The sequence below is a fragment of the Flavobacterium olei genome (assembly GCF_039749035.1).
Lineage (GTDB): Bacteria > Bacteroidota > Bacteroidia > Flavobacteriales > Flavobacteriaceae > Flavobacterium > Flavobacterium olei.
This window is the reverse complement of sequence record NZ_JBDKWC010000001.1, coordinates 426,739-446,341: the sequence shown is the minus strand read 5'-3', so window position 1 is coordinate 446,341 and position 19,603 is coordinate 426,739. Positions and strand designations below refer to the sequence as shown.

Sequence of the window (19,603 nt, the reverse complement as noted above, 5' to 3'; positions counted from 1 at the left end):
GTAGAAGACTAAACTTGTTCTAAAACTGGCTGAACCTCAACCTCAGCCGTTTTTGGTTTAGCAGGAACAGCCAAAACTCCTTCAGCCAAAGCGCTTCCTTCTTTTTTAGATTTGAAAATCGGCCAAAGAAATTGTGCGTACCATTCTTCCTGTTTGTATGATTTCATTCCATACGATTTTGGGAATTTACGGGTAATTAATCCCGTTCCAAAAATCATATCCCAGATAAAAAACATGTTTCCAAAATTTCCTTTAAAATGTCCGATGCCATCTCCGCTGGTATCTGCGTGATGTGCATGATGTGTTGCAGGGGTAGAAATCAGTCTTTCTAAAACCCATGCAATGGGATGTAACACTTTGTATTTGTAAAAAGGTTTATCCCAGGCAATACTGGAATGAGCGCCTAAAGTGATGAAACTTTTAATAACCAGAACAAACAAAGCAGGCAGACCTAATCCTAAATAGGTTAAAGTTGCTGTTAGGTAAATCTGCGAAAAGAAAATTGTGTAAATAAAGTTTTGTCTCGAAGCCATTGCCATTCCCATATAAGGAGCTGAGTGATGTGTGCGGTGAAAACGCCACAAAAACGGAACCTGATGATGCAATCTGTGGTACCAATATTGCGTCAGGTCATCGGCAATTGCGATCAGGAAAAAACCTCCCCAAAACGGAACCCACGATAAGGAATTGGCCAAATTTGGTAACAGATAAGGTAAAGCCGTTAAACTGAAAAAGGCAATTACCGGCGGTAAAATTAATTTTGGAGCCAGGAAAGAAACGATATCAATTTTGCGTTCTTCTCCCGTCCATTGGTCGTCGTATAGACCGGCACCGAATTCGATTATTCCTAGAACAATCATAAATACGGTTAACCCCCATGTTCTGATGTTAGCAAAAGCTGGTTGTATGAATTCTAAAAAGGAAGGTAATGTAACGTGAGATTCTGTTATAACGCCATTTCCCAGTTTAAAATAAAGGTAAATTGCCAACACAGGCAATGCGTAAATAAAAAGACTTATGGTAAGGTCTCTTGTCAGTTTTGAATTTTGAACTGCTGCCATGATTTCTTATTTTAAAAATTGATTAATTAATGATAATCCTCCGGCAAGAATGGCCAGCGGAACTAAAAACAAGATTATCCCAACGACAATCTTTTTTCCTATAATTTCATAGTCTACCCGTTTCATGATCATTTTCATTTAATGATTAGATTTCCTGCAAGGTTTTCAAAACCTTACAGCTGTTTTTTTAGTTTGTGTAATTTTAAACCTGCGAGGTTTTGTAATCTTGCAGGTTTTGCGAGATTAGTTTGTACTTCCGGCTGGTTTTGTAGCCTGTTTAATTAAATCAGAAACACTTTTACCTTTATCGGCCCCTGTATTATGTATTCTTCTGTTGTAAACATCCTGCCAGTCAATCAGCGGATAAAGATTGTTTTCTTTGGCTTGCTCATCAAATAATTTTTTAAGCTCAGCCAGTTTTTCCGGATATTTTTTTGCCAGATTATTACGTTCGTTAAAGTCTTCGTTAAGATTATACAATTCCCAGACATCAGTCTCAAAATTACTTTCAGCAGGTTTTTCATTATTTCCTATAGATTTTTTTACTGCGAAAGAATCCGGTAAATGTGCTGCAGAAGCTTTCCATCCGTCTTTGTAAATGGCTCTGTTTCCAAATATGTAATAATATTGCACCTTATGCAGCGATTCTGCTTTCGGATTTTCCAGAGAAGCTTTAAAAGTAGAACCCTGAATAATATCCTGTTTTACATTTTTGATGTATTCCGGTGCTTTGATTCCCACAATATCCAAAGTCGTTGGTAAAAGATCGGTAACGTGACTGTATTGGTTTCTGATGCCGCCTTTTTCCTTAATGCCTTTAGGATAATAAACAATCAGAGGATTTCTCGTTCCACCTTCAGAATGTGCATCTTGTTTCCAGTTTTTAAAAGGAACATTTGTTGCCTGCGCCCACCCGAGAGGATAATTGGTGTTTAAACCTTTTGCAGTTCCGATTTCACCAATATTATTCAAATTGCTTTGAAAGTTTTCTTCATCTGTTTTCCCCTGAGAAAATAAACTCTGGCTAATAGTTCCTTGTAAAGTTCCTTCTTTACTGGCTCCATTATCACCAATTGCGACAAAAATCAATGTATTTTCCAGCTGCCCGCTTTCTTTTAGATAATTAACTACTCTTCCAACTTCATAATCGGTATAGGTTAAAAATCCGGCGTAAACTTCCATGAATCTCGCGTATACTTTCTTTTGTTCCGGACTAAGTTTTTTCCATTCTGTAATTAAGGCATTACGTTCCGGTAGGACGGCATTTGCGGGAACAGTTCCTAATTTTTTCTGGTTAGCCAGTACTTTTTCACGATACACATCCCAGCCTTCGTCAAACTTACCTTTGTACGGTTCAACCCATTTTTCGGCTACCTGATGAGGAGCATGAACAGCACCCGGTGCATAATAAAGGAAGAAAGGTTTTCCCGGAGCTGCCTTTTGTTGCTTCTGCAGATAACTGATTGCTTTATCGGTAATCAATTCATTTAAATGACGGCCATCTGGTTTAATATGCGCCTGATCTTCTACTAAATCCGGATTGTACTGATCGGTCTGAGAACCTAAGAAACCGTAAAAATGATCGAAACCTTTTCCGGTTGGCCATCTGTCAAACGGCCCGGCATCTGTTGCATCTTCATCCGGAGTTACACCATATTTTCCAACGGCATAAGTGTTGTAGCCGTTTTCACGGAGAATTTCTGCAATAGTTCCTTTATCCGAAGGAATACGGCCATCCCATCCCGGAAAGCCAGCCGATAAAATTGTATGTGAAAATCCGCTTACATGAACTCTTCCTGAGTTTCTTCCGGTTAATAAAGCGGCACGCGTTGGAGCACAGATGGCGGTTGTATGAAAGTTGGTATATCGTAAACCATTATTCGCCAGATTATCAAATGTTGGTGTATTGATTAATCCACCAAAAGTGCTTGCAGCTCCAAAACCTACGTCGTCTAGTAAAACCCACACAATATTCGGAGCGTCTTTTGGAGCCGTTACCGGATCTGGCCAGTATTCTTTAGAATCAGCCAGTGTTTTGCCAATTGTGCCTTTAAACTCTTGATTTTCCTGTGCTAATCCCAGTTGCAAAACCAGAAAAGCAGTAATTAAAAGTCCTTTTTTCGGACTTTTAATTGCAATGCTATTATTCCATTTTTTCATTTTTATAATTTTTTAGTTATATGATTTTAAATAAATAGTTGTTGTTTTTTTTGATTCAGTTTTGTCATTTCGGGGAACGAAACACACTGAAAATTCCGTAAAGTGAAAAAGAACTATATGTCTGTGTTTATAATTATTTCGTATTAATATCCAGGATTTTGAGGCAATCCATCCGGATTAATATTTCTTTCGCTTTGCGGAATCGGATACAGATTATTTCGTTCTGAAACTGAATTTTTAGCGGTTACTTTTTTCACTTCCGTAACCAAAGTTCCCCAGCGTACTAAGTCAAACCATCTTTGTCCTTCCTGAACAAATTCTTTTTTACGCTCTTCCTGAATCGCTGCTCTAAAACTGTTTTGATTCAATCCAACTAAATCAACAGCTGCATCCGGAATGTTAATTGGTTTTGCAAAAGCTCTTCTTCTAACCTGATTGATTAATTCGTAAGCTTCTGCAGTTGGTCCGCTTTGTTCATTTATCGCTTCCGCTAAAGTCAGAAGAATGTCTGCATAACGAATTACCGGAAAATTAATCGCTACGTTTGAAGGAGTGGCCAGATTACTCAGGTCCAGATATTTTTTAAAAATCGGTTTCGGAAAAGTATAAAGTGTTCCCGTGGTCGGATTCAGAAGCTGTTTGGCATAACTTACATCTCTTCTGGTATCTCCCGGAGCATAAATGTCATAGAACAAAGCCACGTCTGAGATAATATCCGCAGGTTCAGTCGCTGTAAATCCGGTAAAAGCTGTCGCCTGAAAAGTACTTCCGCTGGAACCGTTTCCGGCTTGATTGGGTTCAAACTGAACAGAGAAAATATGTTCCTTACCGTTCTTTTTGGTTTTAGTAAAAATATCCTGGAAATCTTCAAACAAAGCATAGCCGTAACCTCCGTCAATAACTTCTCTTGCTTTTAAAATGGTATTTGGCCAGTCTTTTCTTGTGATGTATACTTTGGCTAAAATTGCTTTTGCCGCTCCGGAAGTAGCACGTCCCGCATCTGCCGCGGTATAGGTTTTAGGCAACGCTTCGGCATCAGTTAAATCTTTAATGATCTGCGCGTAAACTTCTTCAACTGTAGCTCTGTTTGTTTTTAAATCATTTAAATTGATAGAAGTAGCTTCGTGCAAAACAATCGGAACACCGCCCCAAAGACGAACTGCCTGAAAATAAAGCAATCCTCTGATAAATTTAGCTTCATTAATTAATCTGGTTTTAATAATTTCAGAACCTGATACTTTCGGAATATTATCAATAGAAACATTGGCTCTGTTGATTCCCGCATAAATCTGTCTCCAAGCGACCTGAACGCGATCTGAAGTAGCATCATGTGTTAAACTGCTTAAAGCCCTAACCTGAGGATTAGTAGCAGAAACACCAGCCGAAGCATAATCAGATGCCATATCGGTTAAGAAATAAAGATTCCTTCCAAACAAGCTCTGCTCACCCGGATCGATACTTAATGAGGCATAAACTGCAGTAACGCTTGCAACGGCATCGTCCTGAGTTACAAAATAGTTTTCTTCGGTAACAAAGGAGTTTGGAGTTACCTCAAGTTCTGTGCACGAGACCAATAAGCCCGCACTCAATAGAAATGTTATGATGATCTTTTTCATTGTATTTTTACTTAGAATGTTACGTTAATACCGGAAATGAAAGTTTTAGAATTTGGATAAGAACCAAAGTCAATTCCCGGATATAAGTTGTTTTGTTCGTACGAGCTAACCTCTGGATCATAACCTGTATATTTTGTCCATGTGATTAAATTTTCGGCAGAGACGTAAATTTTTACACTTTTTGTTCCCAGTTTTTTAGAAACGCTTTTGGGTAATGTATAACCCAAAGTGATTAATTTTAAACGCAGAAAAGAAGCGTCTTCAACATATCTTTCAGAAACGATTCCTAATGGAGAACTCGATGCTCTCGGAATTTCATTACTCGGATTGGTCGTTGTCCATCTGTCATTTAAAGTCGATGCTGCGTTGGTTCCAAGAGTAGAAATTTCTAACTGCTGATTTAAGGCATTGAATATTTTCCCGCCATAAGAGCCCTGGAAAGAAAAATTCAGATCAAAATCATTGTATGAAACGGTGTTGCTGAAACTTCCAACAAATTTGGGTTGTGAAGTTCCTAAATTTCCTTTGTCCCATGCCGTAATTACACCGTCGCCATTGGTATCTACATATTTTCTGTCACCTACTTTGGTGTTCGCCAAACTATTGATTTTTGGCTGTGTGTTCACTTCTTCCTGGGTCTGGAAAATTCCGTTTGTTCTGTATCCCCAGAAACTTCCTAAAGGCAAACCCACTTTTACTATTACAGGCTGTTGTTGCAACAATGATCCATTTGGAACCACAGGAAAAAACTCGTTTACACCATTTCCAATTTCAGTAACTTTATTTCTATTCGCAGAAAACACAATGTTAGAATTCCATGCAAAGTTTTCGGTTTTGATATTTTCTGTTGTTAGGCCAATCTCAATACCTTTGTTTTCAACTCCTCCAATATTCTGAAGTACAGTGGCATAACCAGAACTCAGCGGAACCGGAACACTGATCAGTAAATCCTGTGTTTTTTTGTAATAAACATCAAAAACAAAATTGATTTTTCGGTCTAATAAGGATAAATCCAATCCAACATTATACTGATTTGTTTTTTCCCATTTTAAATCCGGATTGGACAGTCGGGTAGGAGCGATTCCGGTATATAAAGTTCCGCCAAAAGAATAATTTACAGAACCCATGGATGCCAGAGATAGATAATTGCCAATTTCCTGATTTCCTGTTGTTCCTGCAGTAATCCTCAATTTTGCTTCTGTAACGCCTTTAATGTTACTGGCAAATTCTTCATCGGTAATATTCCATGAAAATCCTGCAGAAGGAAAATAACCCCAGAGTGATTCGGCACCGAATCTTGAAGATCCATCCGCACGTCCTGAAACGGTAAAGTTGTATTTTCCTTTATACGAATAATTGACTCTCGCCAGCCAGGACTTCAGGACACTTTCATAAGCTTCACTATAAGGCTTTACTGCAACACCATCCTGAATGGCGTTAAAAGTATTCGCATCATTCACAAAAGTATTGGCTCCTGCGTTTACCACTTCACCTTTTGTATATTGCAGTGTATATCCGCCTAAAGCGGAAAACTTATGATTTTCGCCAAAATTGGTATTGTAATTTAGGGTGTTTTCGTTCAATACAGAACCCACAAGACGATCTCCCACGGATGCCAAACCTTTTGTTCCTGCTCCTGTAGTGGTATTAGACGGGGCGTAGTAATTTTGTTTAGTGTTTAAAACATCTCCGCTTACTGCGACCTTGGCAGTCAGTTTTTTGTTGATTTTATATTCTCCAAATAAACTCGTTAAGATTCTGTTGAGATTGGTCTCGTTAGTTGTATTTTCAAGATCATTAATAGGGTTTGGTACGTAGCCATTTACAGAAGTAGCATAAGGATTATTGGTTACGTTATAGCTTCCGTTCTCATTTTTAATAGGAACAACCGGTGCAGTTAGTACCGCAGCCACCAAAGGATTTGGTGTTCTTCCGCTTCCTGCAGTTCCTACACCATTTGCAAGAGAGTAGGTATAATTGGCATTTACACCAAATTTAAAATTTTGCGAATAGTTTCGTTCGTAATTGGCACGAAGCGAAATGCGTTTAAAGTCAGAACCCAAAACAATTCCTTCCTGATCAAAATAACCCGCTGAAACAGCATATCTTGATCTTTCATCTCCGCCGGAAAATGATAAGTTATGACTCTGAATAGGAGCTGCCGTTCTAAAAGCCTCAGACTGCCAGTCGTAATTTCCGGAAGTTTTAAAAGCTTCGATTTGATCGTCTGTAAAGAATGGTGCCTGACCAATACTCGCCTGAACGTCATTTCTCAAACTTGCCCACTCACTGGCATTCATTAGTTTTAATTTCTTAGAGATATTCTGAAATCCGAAATAACCCTGATACGAAATATTATCCTGACCTTTTGTTCCTTTTTTAGTGGTAATAATGACAACTCCGTTCGCACCGCGTGAACCGTATATGGCCGTTGCAGAAGCATCTTTTAGAACTTCCATAGACTCAATATCAGACGGATTAATGGTCGACATTACGTTTACACTTGCTCCTGCATAAGTCACGCCTGCCGAACTGTTGGTATTATCATTATATATTAAAATTCCGTCTACCACATAAAGCGGTTCATTTCCAGCCGTAATGGAGTTTCCCCCACGAATACGCACGCTCGACGAAGCGCCCGGACGACCCGAACTTTGCGTAACTACCACTCCGGCCACCGCACCTCTTAAAAGGTTATCTGCAGAAGAAGTTACCTGAGACAAATTAGCTTTAGGAACAGACGCAACAGAACCGGTTATGTCTTTTCTTTTCTGGGTTCCGTAACCAACAACTACTAATTCATCCAATTCCTGCCGCTCTTCTTTCAGATGAATAATAACCGGATTCTTTTCTACAATTACTTCTGCTTTTTTATACCCGATGTAACTTACAATTAAAGTATAAGGAAATTTCTGTCCCGTCTGAAAATAAAATTTTCCTTCAGCATCGGTTACCACGCCGTGAGTTGTTCCTTTTATGGTTATAGATGCCCCTATAATGGGCTGATTTGTAATGTCATCCACTACTGTTCCGTCTAGTTTGGACTGAATTAAGGGTGTGGTATTTTGGGCTTGTATAGCTGCGGTTATGGAGAGTAGAAACAGCAGTGTGTAGATGTTTAACTTTTTTTTCATTTCTTTGTACTGGTTTTAAGTAATTAACAAGACGCCCTGAGCCCTGTTTTTACAGCACTCTGAATGTGTTCTTGATTTAGTGATAAATGTTTCTTTAAGCCTCGCCATTTCTGTTGCCGCAGAAATGGCTTTTTTTATTTAGAGCAGCACATTTGCATTGTTTTCATTTTTAGTTTTTTTAATTTGTTAGTTATTTAATTTCTGAATTTAAGCAGGATTTCAAGAATCTTAACGACGCAACAAAAATGCATCAGAGAGATTTTTGGAACTATAATAATAATTAGATAATTTGTTTTGTGATTTGTTTTGGAATTTATCCATTGCAAACAAATGCAAAAGGGCAGAGTATTAACAGCAGCTACACATATAACACATAGCGTTATAAGCGTATTTTTTTGGAAGAATATAAAACGAGATGTTTTCTGCTGTTTTCAAAATATAGTATTTTATGGTTTGATTATATTTAAACTCTACTAATTCTATAGACAAAGTTAATTTTAATATAATAAAAACCAAAAGTTTTATTGCTTTTTTTTTGAAAAAAAATTAGGCTCATGGATAATTTAGAAAAAGTTAATCTGTCTTAAGCCTTGATTTTAGAGAGATTTGCGTGGAATTAAATCAAGAAGGAAATTATAATTTATTTTTCAGTCTCAGAGTTATTGTAATATTTATACCAATTTCTTTATGCCTAAATGCTAACTCCTTATAAATTTAAATGCATCAAAGAGATGGCACTTATAAAAAAAATAGATACAGGAATTTCATTTTTATTATCTAATATTTTATTTTAAGGTATTAATTGTTAGTGTTTTAGGTATTTTTATTACTTTTAATATGTTTTTTTTATTCCTTTAAAGGACATTTTTTAAATCCATCATTGTATTATCGATTTCTAGAGTATTTGTTAAACTATCCACTAACACATTTTTCTATGGAAAATCTTTCACAATCTCATCGTATTCTCTTTTTCAACACTTTGGCCTTTATGGTTTGTTTTGCCTGCTGGACGCTTAACGGTGTCTTAGTAACTTTTTTAAACGACCGCGGAATTTTTGAATGGAGTGTCGTCGAGATAGGATGGCTTTTAGGAATTCCGATTTTGACAGGTTCGATAATGCGTTTGCCAATGGGAATTCTTACTGATAAATTTGGAGGAAAACCCGTCTTTTCCTGCCTGCTATTTTATCTTCCATTCCCCTGTATTTATTGCCCTTTGCAGATAGTTTCTGGACGTTTGCCATTTTAAGTTTTTTATTCGGAATGGTCGGTACCAGTTTTGCCATTGGAGTAGGATATACTTCAGTATACTATCCAAAAGAATGGCAGGGCAGGGCATTAAGTATTTTCGGAATGGGAAGCTCAGGGGCGGCATTAACAACTTTTCTTGTTCCGACATTACTGACCCACTTCTCAGAAAGTGATCCCGAAAATGGATGGAAATGGATTCCTGTAATTTATGCTTCGGTATTACTCACAATGGGAATTGTATTTTTAATTTTTACAAAAAATAAAAAAGTAGCGTCGCCTCCTAAAACAGTACAACAAGTTTTAAAACCGTTAAAAAGTATAAGAGTCTGGCGTTTCGGCCTGTATTATTTTCTGGTCTTCGGCTCTTTTGTAGCTTTTTCACAATGGCTTTTACCAAATTTTCTAAATGTATATCATACTACCTTAGTTATGGGTGGTTTTTTCGCCGCTATTTTTAGTCTGCCTTCCGGTGTTATCAGAGCCTTTGGTGGATTTTTGTCAGACCGTTTTGGAGCCAGAAAAGTAATGTATTGGGTTTTAGGTTCTTCTGTAGCTTTGAGTTTTCTTTTAATGTTTCCGAAAATGGATATTACAACCTCTGGTTCCGGATTAGTCGCCTCAAAAGCGGGAACTGTAACCGAAGTTTCAAAAGATAAAATTGTCATAGAAGATAAAACCTATCCCATCATACAAGAAAATGCAAATGCTGTACAAAGCCAATTTTTTCCTTCTAAAAAATCATGGCAGGAAATTGTTGTAGAGCAAAATCAACAGGTTCAAAAGAAAGATCTATTGGCTCAGGGAGTTACTCAAATTCACTTTGAAGCTAATATGTGGATATATCTTATTCTCGTTATCTTAATTGGGGCCGCGTGGGGAATTGGCGCTGCGGCAGTATACAAACATATTCCCGATTATTTCCCCGATGAAGTGGGTGTCGTTGGCGGAATGGTTGGACTTCTTGGAGGACTAGGAGGTTTCTTCGGTCCCATCATTTTTGGATATCTACTGAGTTTTACAGGTTTCTGGACCAGTTCCTGGATTTTCATTTTAATAATCTCACTAATTTGCTTAATCTGGATGCACCGAGTAGTCGTTAAATTGATGAAAGAAAAATCTCCGGAATATGCCCGGGATATGGATCGTAAATATTAGAATATTTAAACTATTCGATTAAATTAATAAATGCTAAAAGTCTTTTTTCTGTTTGAAGAAAAAAGGCTTTTTCGCTTTATAAGAACTACATTTCATTAATTGTTTAGTATAATTTTAAATAAGGACAAACCTGTCCTTAATATGATATTTGTCATTTTTAGTAAGATTTTATGAACTTAATTTTGACCCTGTAATTGGGAGCTATATACTCATTTAGTGGTCGGCGGAATGGTGGGTTTAATTGGAGGACTTGGAGGATTTTTGGGTCCGATAATTTTTGGCTATCTCCTTAATTACACAGGTCTCTGGACGAGTTGGTGGATATTTATTTGTCTGGTTTCTGTGCTTTGCCTAATCTGGATGCACAGAACAATTATAAGTGCAATGCATAACAAATCACCCAATTTTAAAAGAGAAATAGAAGAGAATTAATAAAAATTAAAACAAAATAAAATGAAAACTTGGTTAGACAAATGGAACCCTGAAGATGAAGCGTCTTGGAATTCTGGCGGAAGTAAAATTGCGTGGAGAACATTAACTATTACAACTATTACATTATTACTATCATTTGCATCGTGGTTTATGATGAGTGTAATTGCAGTAAAATTACCGGGTTTAGGATTTAATTTTTCCAAAGATCAGTTGTTCTGGTTAACGGCAATTCCTGGACTGGCAGCAGGATTTTTAAGAATCATTCACACTTTTTTACTGCCAATTTTTGGAACACGACACATTATATCATTCGCTACAGCGATAAAATTAATTCCGGTAATCGGAATCGGGATTGCCATAATGGATGTAAACACTCCTTTTTGGGTATTTGCAGTTTTGGCTTTTACAACAGGTTTTGGAGGCGGCGATTTTTCTTCATACATGCCAAGTACCAGTTTGTTTTTTCCGCAAAGATTAAAAGGAACAGCCTTGGGAATTCAGGCTGGAATAGGAAATTTTGGGGTTTCGGTCGCACAGTTTGTGACACCGTTGGTTATTAGTGTAGGTATTTTTGGTGCATCCACCGTTTTTACAAGCATTGACCCAAAGGAAACTTTAGCGGTTTTTCAAAACTCCTCAATTGAGAAGCAAAAAGAAGTATTTGGAGCTTTATATCCTGAAGTTCAGACTAAAATACTTTCTAATGTTAAGAAAAACATCATTGATTCTGTAAGTGTTTCAAAGAATACAAATGATAATGTGTTGATTTTTACTTCCCTTCCACTTAAAGCAAAAGCAAAAGCAATTGCCAATGCAAATCCAAAAGTAGCAGAGAAAATATTAAACAACATTAAACCTGAAAATGCAGCAGTCAAAAATAAGCCAATTTATCTGCAATCTGCTGCATTTTGGTATACTCCGTTTTTGCTGATAATGGCGGTAATAAGCTGGTTCTATTTAAGAAGTATTCCAATGAAAGCGTCTGTAAAAGAACAATTGGATATTTTTTCAAACAAGCATACCTGGTATTGCACAATTACTTACGTAATGACATTTGGAACATTTGCAGGTTTATCAGCTGCGTTTCCGCTAATGATTAAATTTTTGTACGGAGATTTCCCAAATGCACCGGATCCTTTAGTGTATGCATTTTACGGTCCGCTAATTGGTTCTGCCAGCCGCATAGTTTTCGGATTTGTAGCAGATAAAGTAGGAGGTGCCGTTTTAACAACTATTACAGGTTTAGGAATTTTGGCAGGAGCAGTACTTTTAGTGACTCAGGGCTTGGTTGCGCCTACAAGTATGGATCAATTTCCACTTTTTGTAACTGTAATCTTAGCAATGTTCTTTTTTACCGGAATTGGAAATGCGGGAACTTTTAGACAATATCCAATTATTTTCAAGGAAAATCCGCGTCAGGCTGCAGGAGTTATTGGCTGGACAGCTGCCATTGCTGCATTTGGACCTTTTATATTTTCTAAATTAATTGGTAATAATATTTCTGCTAATGGTACTGTAAATCAATTCTTTATTGGTGTTGCTTTTTTTACTATATTAGCTACAGGTATCAATTGGTGGTTTTACAATCGTAAAAATTGTGAGAAACCAAGTTAAATAAGTAATCATTAAATTCAAATTAAGGATGAAAAATAAAACGTTTAATACCAAGGCCTTACTCGTCGCTTCTTTGGTTTCTGTACTTACAATTGTATTTGTATTTTATGGTTCCAGAGAATTACAAAACTTTGATGCCGCACTAATCACTTATCTTTTCGGAACCGTATTTGCTTTCTTTGGAATCGTTTATCGGTATACGGTTTGGTTACAGCGTCCGCCAACCTGGATGTATTTTAAAAGAAGTATTAAATTTCTTTTTACAGGAAAAGTTTTTTCACACTTATGGTTTCTGGGAAAAGAATCTGTTCAGAACATTGTCGTTCAGAAATTTATTTATCCGAGAAGTAAATACCGATGGTTTGCCCATTTTTGTATTGCGATCGGATGTTTATCTGCTTTCGCTATTACGATTCCGCTAACATTTGGATGGATTCACTTTACATTGGCACCGAATTCTATTTCGATATATGAAGCTCACTTCTTCGGATTTAAGATGATGGAATTTGAAATAGGCTCCATCTTAGCTTTTTTGATATTTCATGCATTAAACTGGTCTTCCTGGCTGGTAATAATTGGCTCTGTTTATTATTTAAGAAGAAGATTAACCAATCCGGGTTTAATTGCAACCCAAACTTTTGAAGGCGATTTATTACCGTTGATTTTATTGATTGCCATCTCAGTAACAGGTTTATGCCTAACATATTCGTATCAGTTTATGAAAGGTTTTGCGTATGATTTTCTTGCTGTAATTCACGCCGTAACAGTAATTATGTTTTTGATATGGATTCCGTTTGGTAAATTCTTTCACATCATTCAGCGTCCGGCACAGATAGGCGCACATATTTACAAAAAGGAAGGTATAAAAAAAGGAATGGCAGTTTGTCCTCATACAGGAGAAAAATTTGCTACTCAACTTCATATAGATGATTTAAAAGTGGTAACCAAACAATTAGGTTTCGATTTTACCCACGAAGACGGAACCTCTCATCTGGATTTAAGTCCGGAAGGAAAAAGATCACGATTGGCTCAGGCACATTTAAAAGCCAGATTGGATGGCGGAAACTTATTTGGATAATCTTAAATAGTTTCAGGTTTAATGTTTGTAGAGAACCTGGAACTTGGAACTTGGAACCTGAAACAAAAAAACAAAAAGCAAAATGGCTAAACTACCAGTAGAAATAGAGAAAATCATAGACGTTTTTGGGCCACATTTAAATTATGCACCAGTAGACGGTTACGATGGAAAAGATGAACCCGATGATGTAGTGAAAACACATTGCTGTTTTTGCGGAATGCAATGCGGGATTCAATTGTTAGTCAAAGAAAATAAAGTAGTAGGCTTTGAACCCTGGATGGAATTTCCTTTTAATGAAGGCCGTTTGTGCCCGAAAGGAGTTCAGAGATATCTCCAGAATAATCATCCTGACAGACTTTTGCATCCCATTCAAAGAGTAGAAGGAAAAGGTTTTGAAAAAATTTCCTGGGATGATGCAATGGATAAAACCGTTTCCGAAATAAAACGAATTCAGGAAAAATACGGAAAACATGCTTTTTCAATGTTGTCAGGAGTCTCCTTGACAAATGAAAAAAGTTATTTAGTTGGAAAATTTGCCCGCGTAGCATTAAAAACCAGAAATCTGGATTACAATGGCAGACTTTGTATGGTCAGCGCAGGCGCCGGAAATAAAAAAGCATTTGGTTTAGACCGCGCTTCCAACAATTATTCGGATTTGGAATATGCCGAGGTAATCATTGTAACCGGAGCAAATATAAGCGAAACTTTCCCAACACTTACACATTGGATTTGGAAAGCCAGGGACCGCGGTGCCAAATTAATTGTGATTGATCCAAGAATGATTCCCTTAGCAAGAACAGCCGATATTCATCTCGATGTAAAACCCGGGACAGATTCGGCTTTGTACGGTGCAATGCTGAAATATCTGGCAGATCACGATATGCTGGATCATGACTTTATTGATAATTATACATCTGGATTTCAGGAAACATTAGATGCTGTAAAAGAGTATACTTTAGAATGGGCAGAGGAAATTACCGGAATTGATAAAGAAAAAATAAAAGCGGCCGCCGAATTATGGGGAAAAGCAAAGACCAGCTTTTTACTTCACGCTCGTGGTATCGAGCATCATTCCAAAGGTGTCGATAATGTTTTAGGATGTATCAACCTCGTTTTGGCAACAGGAAGAATCGGAAGACCTTATTGTGGTTACGGCACTATCACCGGACAGGGAAACGGTCAGGGCGGAAGAGAACACGGACATAAGTGCGATCAGTTACCGGGGAATCGGGATATTGAAAATCCTGAACATCGTAAATATATCTCAGAAGTTTGGGGAATCAAAGAAGAAGATATGCCCCATACAGGACTTACAGCTTATGAAATTATTGAAGCCATACACAAAGGCGAAATCAAAGGACTAATTTCGCTTTGTTTTAATCCGCTGGTTTCACTTCCAAACAATAATTATGTGCGATCTGCACTCGAAAAATTAGAGTTTTACGTTTGTATCGATTTCTTTTTAAATGAAACTGCCCGTCATGCGGATATTGTTTTAGCAGGTTCTTTACAGGAAGAGGAAGAAGGAACGACCACTTCTGCAGAAGGGCGTGTGATCAGAATCAGACAGGCCGTAACGCCTCCGGGAGAAGCCAGGACCGATACTTCGATATTGTTGGAAATTGCAGAGCGACTAGGAGAGAAAGATAAATTTACATATAATAACAGCGAGGAAATTTTTAACGAATTAAGAGTTGCTTCAAAAGGAGGAACAGCAGATTATTTCGGAATTTCATATAAAAAGGTAGAAGACAATATGGGCGTGTTCTGGCCTTGCCCAACAGAAGATCATCCGGGTACGCCAAGATTGTGGGAAGATAAAAAATTTAAAACGCCAGACGGAAAAGCACATTTTAATCCTGCGCCTTATAAATTACCGGGTGAAGTAACGAATGACGAATATCCGGTTACTTTGACGACTGGCCGCGTTGTTTCACAATATTTAAGTGGGACACAGACCCGAAGAATCGGAAAATTAGTTGATCAGTTTCCTGAACCTATGGTGGAAATTCATCCGGAAATGGCTTTGCTATACGGAATTAAGCAACGCGAATTAGTCCGCGTCGTAACAAGAAGAGGCGAGGGGATTTTTCCTGCCAATATTGTGGAGACTATAAGAAAAGATACTGTTTTTATACCTTATCATTGGCCGGGTAGTAAATCAGCCAATCAGTTAACGCCCGGAACTCTGGATCCGATTTCTAAAATCCCGGAATTTAAAGTATGTGCGTGTTTCCTTGATCCGCAAGGAACAATTGCGCCCCCGTCTAAAGAATCTGAAGCTTATGCAAGTGTTTAATCTATAAAAAAGGACCTTATGAATTTAACCAATTTTAATACAAGCGAAGAATTTTTTGTAGACATGCAGCGCTGCATTGGCTGTAAAGCTTGCGAAATGGCCTGCGCAGAATGTGAAACAAACGGTCAGCAGACTTTAATCAGCGTCAATTATGTTGATCGTGCGTCAACCATTCAGACAACGGTACAGGTCTGCATGCACTGCGAAGATCCGGTTTGTGCCAATGTCTGTCCGGCAGATGCCATTTCGCAGGACGAATTTGGAGTGGTACACACGGCAAGCACCGAGCGATGTATTGGCTGTTCAAACTGCGTGATGGCTTGTCCTTTCGGAGTTCCTAAAAAAGTGGAAGAATATGATTTAATGATGAAATGTACCATGTGTTATGACCGGACAAGCGTTGGTAAAAAGCCAATGTGTGCCACTGTTTGTCCAAGTGGTGCTTTGTTTTACGGAACGAAAGAGCAAATCGAAGAAATGAGACCCAATAGTACACCGATTAATAATTTCGTTTTTGGCAAAGAAAAAGTAAAAACGAAGGTTAATATCATGATGCCTAAAGGAAGTACAGAATTACGAATTTATTAAATGACAAGTCATGTCTAAAGAAGATAATTTAAATCAAAATTGGAAAAAAGATTTTCCGATTAAAAAACAAGAATCAACACAGGTCAGCCGTCGTGATTTTGCCAAATTCCTAACTTTTGTTTCCGGCGGATTAATGGTAGGCAGCGGATTTGTAACGGCAAAAGCATTTTTACTACCCAAAGAGGAAGTTCAGGGAGAACATTTTATCTGTAATAAAGAAGAGGTTCCAGTGGGAGGAACACGAGGTTTTGTGTTGGAAGGTAGTACAATTCCCTATATTTTAATTCATTTGGAAAGTGGCGAATTCAGAGCGTATGAACAAAAATGCACACACCTTTCATGTTCGGTTTTCTACAAACCAGGAACCGGAATTATTCACTGTCCCTGTCATGAAGGATCTTTTGATGCCATGACGGGAGATGTAATTGCTGGACCGCCGCCAAGAGCTTTGCCTCAACTGGAAGTGTTTTTTAAAGAAAATGCTGTTTTTGTAAAAGCCTATATAGAGAAAAAAGACAGTTAATTTAAATTTTTGAATTATGAGTACATTCAGAAGAAGTCAGAACCGCGCAAATCCGAACAAATTAAATAATATACTTTCTACACTTATTTTTATCCTGATTTTAAATGTCAGTATTCAAATCTGGCTTTTATATGCCTCACTAAATAATGCATTAGATAATAATAAAGAAATATTAATTCCCGCTTTTATAGCATCTGCAGTCCTGTTTTTTATTGGATTTGCATGGCTGTATTATCTTCCAAAAGGAAATTTCAGAAAAGAATAAACGAAATCATCAATTTCGAAAGGCTATTTTAGTTTTTTCTGAAAGTATTTGAAGGAATTACGCTAAATTTATATTTTTTAAAAGTTTAAGATATATTAATGATTTAAACTAAGTAAAAGTACTTATATTTGTAATAAGTATTTTTGCTTTTAATAAATAGCCTAATGATCAAAGTTGAAGAAGCCATAGCAATAATTGAAGCAAACAGTACTAAGATGCCAACTAAACGAATCCCGGTTGCAAAAGCTTTGGGATATGTTTTGGCAGAGAAAGTAATTTCGCCGATCAATATGCCGCCGTTTCGGCAATCGGCCATGGATGGATACGCTTTTAAGCACAGTATCAGGCATCAATATGATATCGTGGGTATTTCGCAAGCAGGAGATCATTTCAATATAAAGCTCAAAGAAACAGAAGCTATTCGAATATTTACCGGTGCTTATGTTCCCGATAGTGCAGATACGGTAGTAATGCAGGAGCATGTAATGGGGAGCAAAGATTCAATCCTCATCGCCACAATGCCTGAGAAACTGGCCAATGTACGTGCTAAGGGTGAACAAATCGCAAAAGATGATATAGTTTTCGAAGCTGACACTTTAATAACGCCTGCCGCAATTGGATTTTTAGCCTGTTTAGGAATTACAGAAGTTGAGGTTTACAAAAAGCCTAAAGTTGCGATTTTAGTCACAGGAAACGAATTGATTGCTCCGGGTAAAAAATTAAAAAAAGGAAAAATTTTTGAAAGTAATTCCATTATGCTTGAAGCTGCATTGCAGAGTATCGGAATTGCAAAAGCAAAAGTTTATCGGGTTAAAGACAATTTAAAAGCAACAAAAAAAGCGTTAAAAAGCATTTTAAAAAAAAATGATATTGTTTTGATTTCGGGAGGAATTTCGGTTGGTGATTACGATTTTGTAAAAGAGGCTTTATTGCAAAACGATGTAAAAGAACTTTTTTATAAAATAAACCAAAAACCAGGAAAGCCAATGTTCTTTGGTTCTAAAAATGAAACTTTGGTTTTTGCCCTTCCGGGGAATCCTGCTTCATCGTTGACTAATTTTTATATCTATGTGGCTCCCGCAATAAAAAACAGAATGGGATTTGCCGAAAGTCATACACCAAAATTAGTTCGCAAATTAAATTCTGATATTAAAAACGATACAGGAAAAACCTTGTTTTTAAAAGCAAAGTACGACGAGACAACTGTTACGGTATTAAACGGTCAAAGTTCTGCAATGCTGAACACTTTTGCTTTGGCAAACAGTTTACTGATTGTTCCGGAAAATGTAGAGAATTATAAAACAGGGCAGGAAGTAACTTTATTGCCGATTGATTAGCTTTTTTTTGAAAATAGAGTAAAGAAAATAGAGTAAAGAAAATAGATTTTAGAGGCGATGTTGAAAAGCGCTGTGTAAATAAAAACATATAGCTATTAATAAACAGATAGTTGTCATTTCTCCTTTGAGTCGAAATAATAAGATGGTGTAAAATAACAAAAAGCAGAATTAAAATAACGCACAGTTTTGTCCTCCTGAGCGAAGTCGGAGGATTCGCCATGTGAATAATCCAAGTTATTTAATCCGCTCATAACAAAAAGATTACAAAAAAAACTGTAGCAAAAAACAAAAAACAAAAAACAAAAAACAAAAAACAGAAATGAATCTCTTAAGTTCCGAAAATATAATCCTGTTCAGTTTTGCCTTAATCATCATTGCGTTTTTATACTCAAGTGTTGGTCACGGCGGGGCTTCGGGATATTTGGCTTTAATGAGCATTTTTGCATTTCCGATTTCAGTAATGAAACCATCGGCATTGTTGCTGAATCTTTTTGTGTCCAGTATTTCATTTTTGTTTTATTACCGGAATAATTATTTCAAGCCAAAGCTCTTTTATCCATTTGCGATTGCGTCAATTCCGGCAGCGTTTATTGGAGGTTTTATAACATTAGATAATACGATTTATAAAATAATTCTCGGAATTGTATTGGTTTTTGCGGCCTTGAGATTATTTGGAATTTTTAATTTTAAAGAAAAAGAAGAAGTTAGAATAAATATTCCGCTTGCACTGGTCATTGGCTTTGCAATCGGATTATTATCCGGAATGTTAGGAATTGGAGGCGGAATTATTTTAAGTCCGATTTTATTGTTTTTAGGTTGGGCAAATGTAAAAGAATCAGCAGCAATTTCGAGTTTATTTATTTTCGTGAATTCATTTGCAGGAATGATGGGATTCTTTTTAGGAGGAAAAGCAATTCCGATGGAAAGTTTTTATTTAGTGCCCATTGCAGTTGTGGGAGGAGTGTTAGGAGGATTCTACGGAAGCGGCTCCTTCTCCAACAGAACATTAAAAATGGTTTTAGGAACAGTAATTTTAATGGCGAGTATAAAATTGATTTTCCCATGAGAAAAAAATATAGATCTAGTTTGT

At 37.1% G+C, this 19,603-nt stretch carries 13 protein-coding genes and 1 pseudogene; 10 read left to right on the top strand and 4 right to left on the bottom strand.

Going from position 1 to position 19,603, the window contains the following annotated elements; all coding sequences use genetic code 11:
• Positions 1-8: 8 nt before the first annotated feature.
• The 4 genes from ABEB31_RS01870 to ABEB31_RS01855 form a co-directional block, all read right to left on the bottom strand.
• On the bottom strand, positions 9-1,061 hold the full coding sequence (locus ABEB31_RS01870; RefSeq protein ID WP_347049643.1) for a sterol desaturase family protein: 1,053 nt from the start codon (positions 1,059-1,061) through the stop codon (positions 9-11).
• Positions 1,062-1,304: 243 nt separating this feature from the next.
• Complete coding sequence (locus ABEB31_RS01865) at positions 1,305-3,221, bottom strand: arylsulfatase (RefSeq protein WP_347049642.1); 1,917 nt, start codon at positions 3,219-3,221, stop codon at positions 1,305-1,307.
• Positions 3,222-3,364: 143 nt separating this feature from the next.
• A complete protein-coding gene (locus tag ABEB31_RS01860) occupies positions 3,365-4,837 on the bottom strand; it encodes a RagB/SusD family nutrient uptake outer membrane protein (protein ID WP_347049641.1) in 1,473 nt (490 codons plus the stop codon).
• Positions 4,838-4,848: 11 nt separating this feature from the next.
• Positions 4,849-7,971, bottom strand: a complete 3,123-nt coding sequence (locus ABEB31_RS01855; RefSeq protein ID WP_347049640.1) for a SusC/RagA family TonB-linked outer membrane protein — start codon at positions 7,969-7,971, stop codon at positions 4,849-4,851.
• Positions 7,972-8,905: 934 nt separating this feature from the next.
• On the opposite strand from ABEB31_RS01855, the pseudogene ABEB31_RS01850 reads away from it, so the two are divergent.
• From ABEB31_RS01850 to ABEB31_RS01805, 10 genes and pseudogenes are all read left to right on the top strand, one after another.
• Positions 8,906-10,377 (top strand): annotated as a pseudogene (locus ABEB31_RS01850) (MFS transporter).
• Between the two features lie 228 nt (positions 10,378-10,605).
• The gene (locus ABEB31_RS01845) at positions 10,606-10,809 is read left to right on the top strand and encodes a hypothetical protein (RefSeq protein WP_347049639.1); all 204 of its coding nucleotides are present in this window, start codon (positions 10,606-10,608) and stop codon (positions 10,807-10,809) included.
• 21 nt (positions 10,810-10,830) lie between these two features.
• Positions 10,831-12,423 carry an MFS transporter gene (locus ABEB31_RS01840; protein WP_347049638.1) on the top strand — a complete coding sequence of 531 codons (1,593 nt, stop codon included), beginning with the start codon at positions 10,831-10,833 and terminating at the stop codon, positions 12,421-12,423.
• Positions 12,424-12,451: 28 nt separating this feature from the next.
• A complete protein-coding gene (locus ABEB31_RS01835; protein ID WP_347049637.1) occupies positions 12,452-13,501 on the top strand; it encodes an MFS transporter in 1,050 nt (349 codons plus the stop codon).
• Positions 13,502-13,583: 82 nt separating this feature from the next.
• The gene (locus tag ABEB31_RS01830; protein ID WP_347049636.1) at positions 13,584-15,800 is read left to right on the top strand and encodes a molybdopterin oxidoreductase family protein; all 2,217 of its coding nucleotides are present in this window, start codon (positions 13,584-13,586) and stop codon (positions 15,798-15,800) included.
• Positions 15,801-15,818: 18 nt separating this feature from the next.
• A complete protein-coding gene (locus ABEB31_RS01825; RefSeq protein ID WP_347049635.1) occupies positions 15,819-16,388 on the top strand; it encodes a 4Fe-4S dicluster domain-containing protein in 570 nt (189 codons plus the stop codon).
• A 10-nt stretch (positions 16,389-16,398) separates the two neighbouring features.
• Complete coding sequence (locus ABEB31_RS01820) at positions 16,399-16,911, top strand: QcrA and Rieske domain-containing protein (RefSeq protein WP_347049634.1); 513 nt, start codon at positions 16,399-16,401, stop codon at positions 16,909-16,911.
• A gap of 16 nt (positions 16,912-16,927) precedes the next feature.
• On the top strand, positions 16,928-17,176 hold the full coding sequence (locus ABEB31_RS01815; protein WP_347049633.1) for a DUF6755 family protein: 249 nt from the start codon (positions 16,928-16,930) through the stop codon (positions 17,174-17,176).
• A gap of 164 nt (positions 17,177-17,340) precedes the next feature.
• Complete coding sequence (locus ABEB31_RS01810) at positions 17,341-18,513, top strand: molybdopterin molybdotransferase MoeA (RefSeq protein WP_347049632.1); 1,173 nt, start codon at positions 17,341-17,343, stop codon at positions 18,511-18,513.
• 319 nt (positions 18,514-18,832) lie between these two features.
• On the top strand, positions 18,833-19,579 hold the full coding sequence (locus ABEB31_RS01805; RefSeq protein ID WP_347049631.1) for a sulfite exporter TauE/SafE family protein: 747 nt from the start codon (positions 18,833-18,835) through the stop codon (positions 19,577-19,579).
• The last annotated feature ends 24 nt before the right edge of the window (positions 19,580-19,603 follow it).

Excerpts from the sequence above, each read along its gene's own strand:
- ABEB31_RS01805 (WP_347049631.1), top strand. The coding sequence starts at position 18,833 with ATGAATCTCTTAAGTTCCGAAAATATAATCCTGTTCAGTTTTGCCTTA.
- ABEB31_RS01845 (WP_347049639.1), top strand. The coding sequence starts at position 10,606 with ATGGTGGGTTTAATTGGAGGACTTGGAGGATTTTTGGGTCCGATAATT.
- ABEB31_RS01840 (WP_347049638.1), top strand. The coding sequence starts at position 10,831 with ATGAAAACTTGGTTAGACAAATGGAACCCTGAAGATGAAGCGTCTTGG.
- ABEB31_RS01820 (WP_347049634.1), top strand. The coding sequence starts at position 16,399 with ATGTCTAAAGAAGATAATTTAAATCAAAATTGGAAAAAAGATTTTCCG.
- ABEB31_RS01870 (WP_347049643.1), bottom strand. The coding sequence starts at position 1,061 with ATGGCAGCAGTTCAAAATTCAAAACTGACAAGAGACCTTACCATAAGT.
- ABEB31_RS01825 (WP_347049635.1), top strand. The coding sequence starts at position 15,819 with ATGAATTTAACCAATTTTAATACAAGCGAAGAATTTTTTGTAGACATG.
- ABEB31_RS01810 (WP_347049632.1), top strand. The coding sequence starts at position 17,341 with ATGATCAAAGTTGAAGAAGCCATAGCAATAATTGAAGCAAACAGTACT.
- ABEB31_RS01860 (WP_347049641.1), bottom strand. The coding sequence starts at position 4,837 with ATGAAAAAGATCATCATAACATTTCTATTGAGTGCGGGCTTATTGGTC.
- ABEB31_RS01830 (WP_347049636.1), top strand. The coding sequence starts at position 13,584 with ATGGCTAAACTACCAGTAGAAATAGAGAAAATCATAGACGTTTTTGGG.
- ABEB31_RS01865 (WP_347049642.1), bottom strand. The coding sequence starts at position 3,221 with ATGAAAAAATGGAATAATAGCATTGCAATTAAAAGTCCGAAAAAAGGA.
- ABEB31_RS01835 (WP_347049637.1), top strand. The coding sequence starts at position 12,452 with ATGAAAAATAAAACGTTTAATACCAAGGCCTTACTCGTCGCTTCTTTG.
- ABEB31_RS01815 (WP_347049633.1), top strand. The coding sequence starts at position 16,928 with ATGAGTACATTCAGAAGAAGTCAGAACCGCGCAAATCCGAACAAATTA.
- ABEB31_RS01855 (WP_347049640.1), bottom strand. The coding sequence starts at position 7,971 with ATGAAAAAAAAGTTAAACATCTACACACTGCTGTTTCTACTCTCCATA.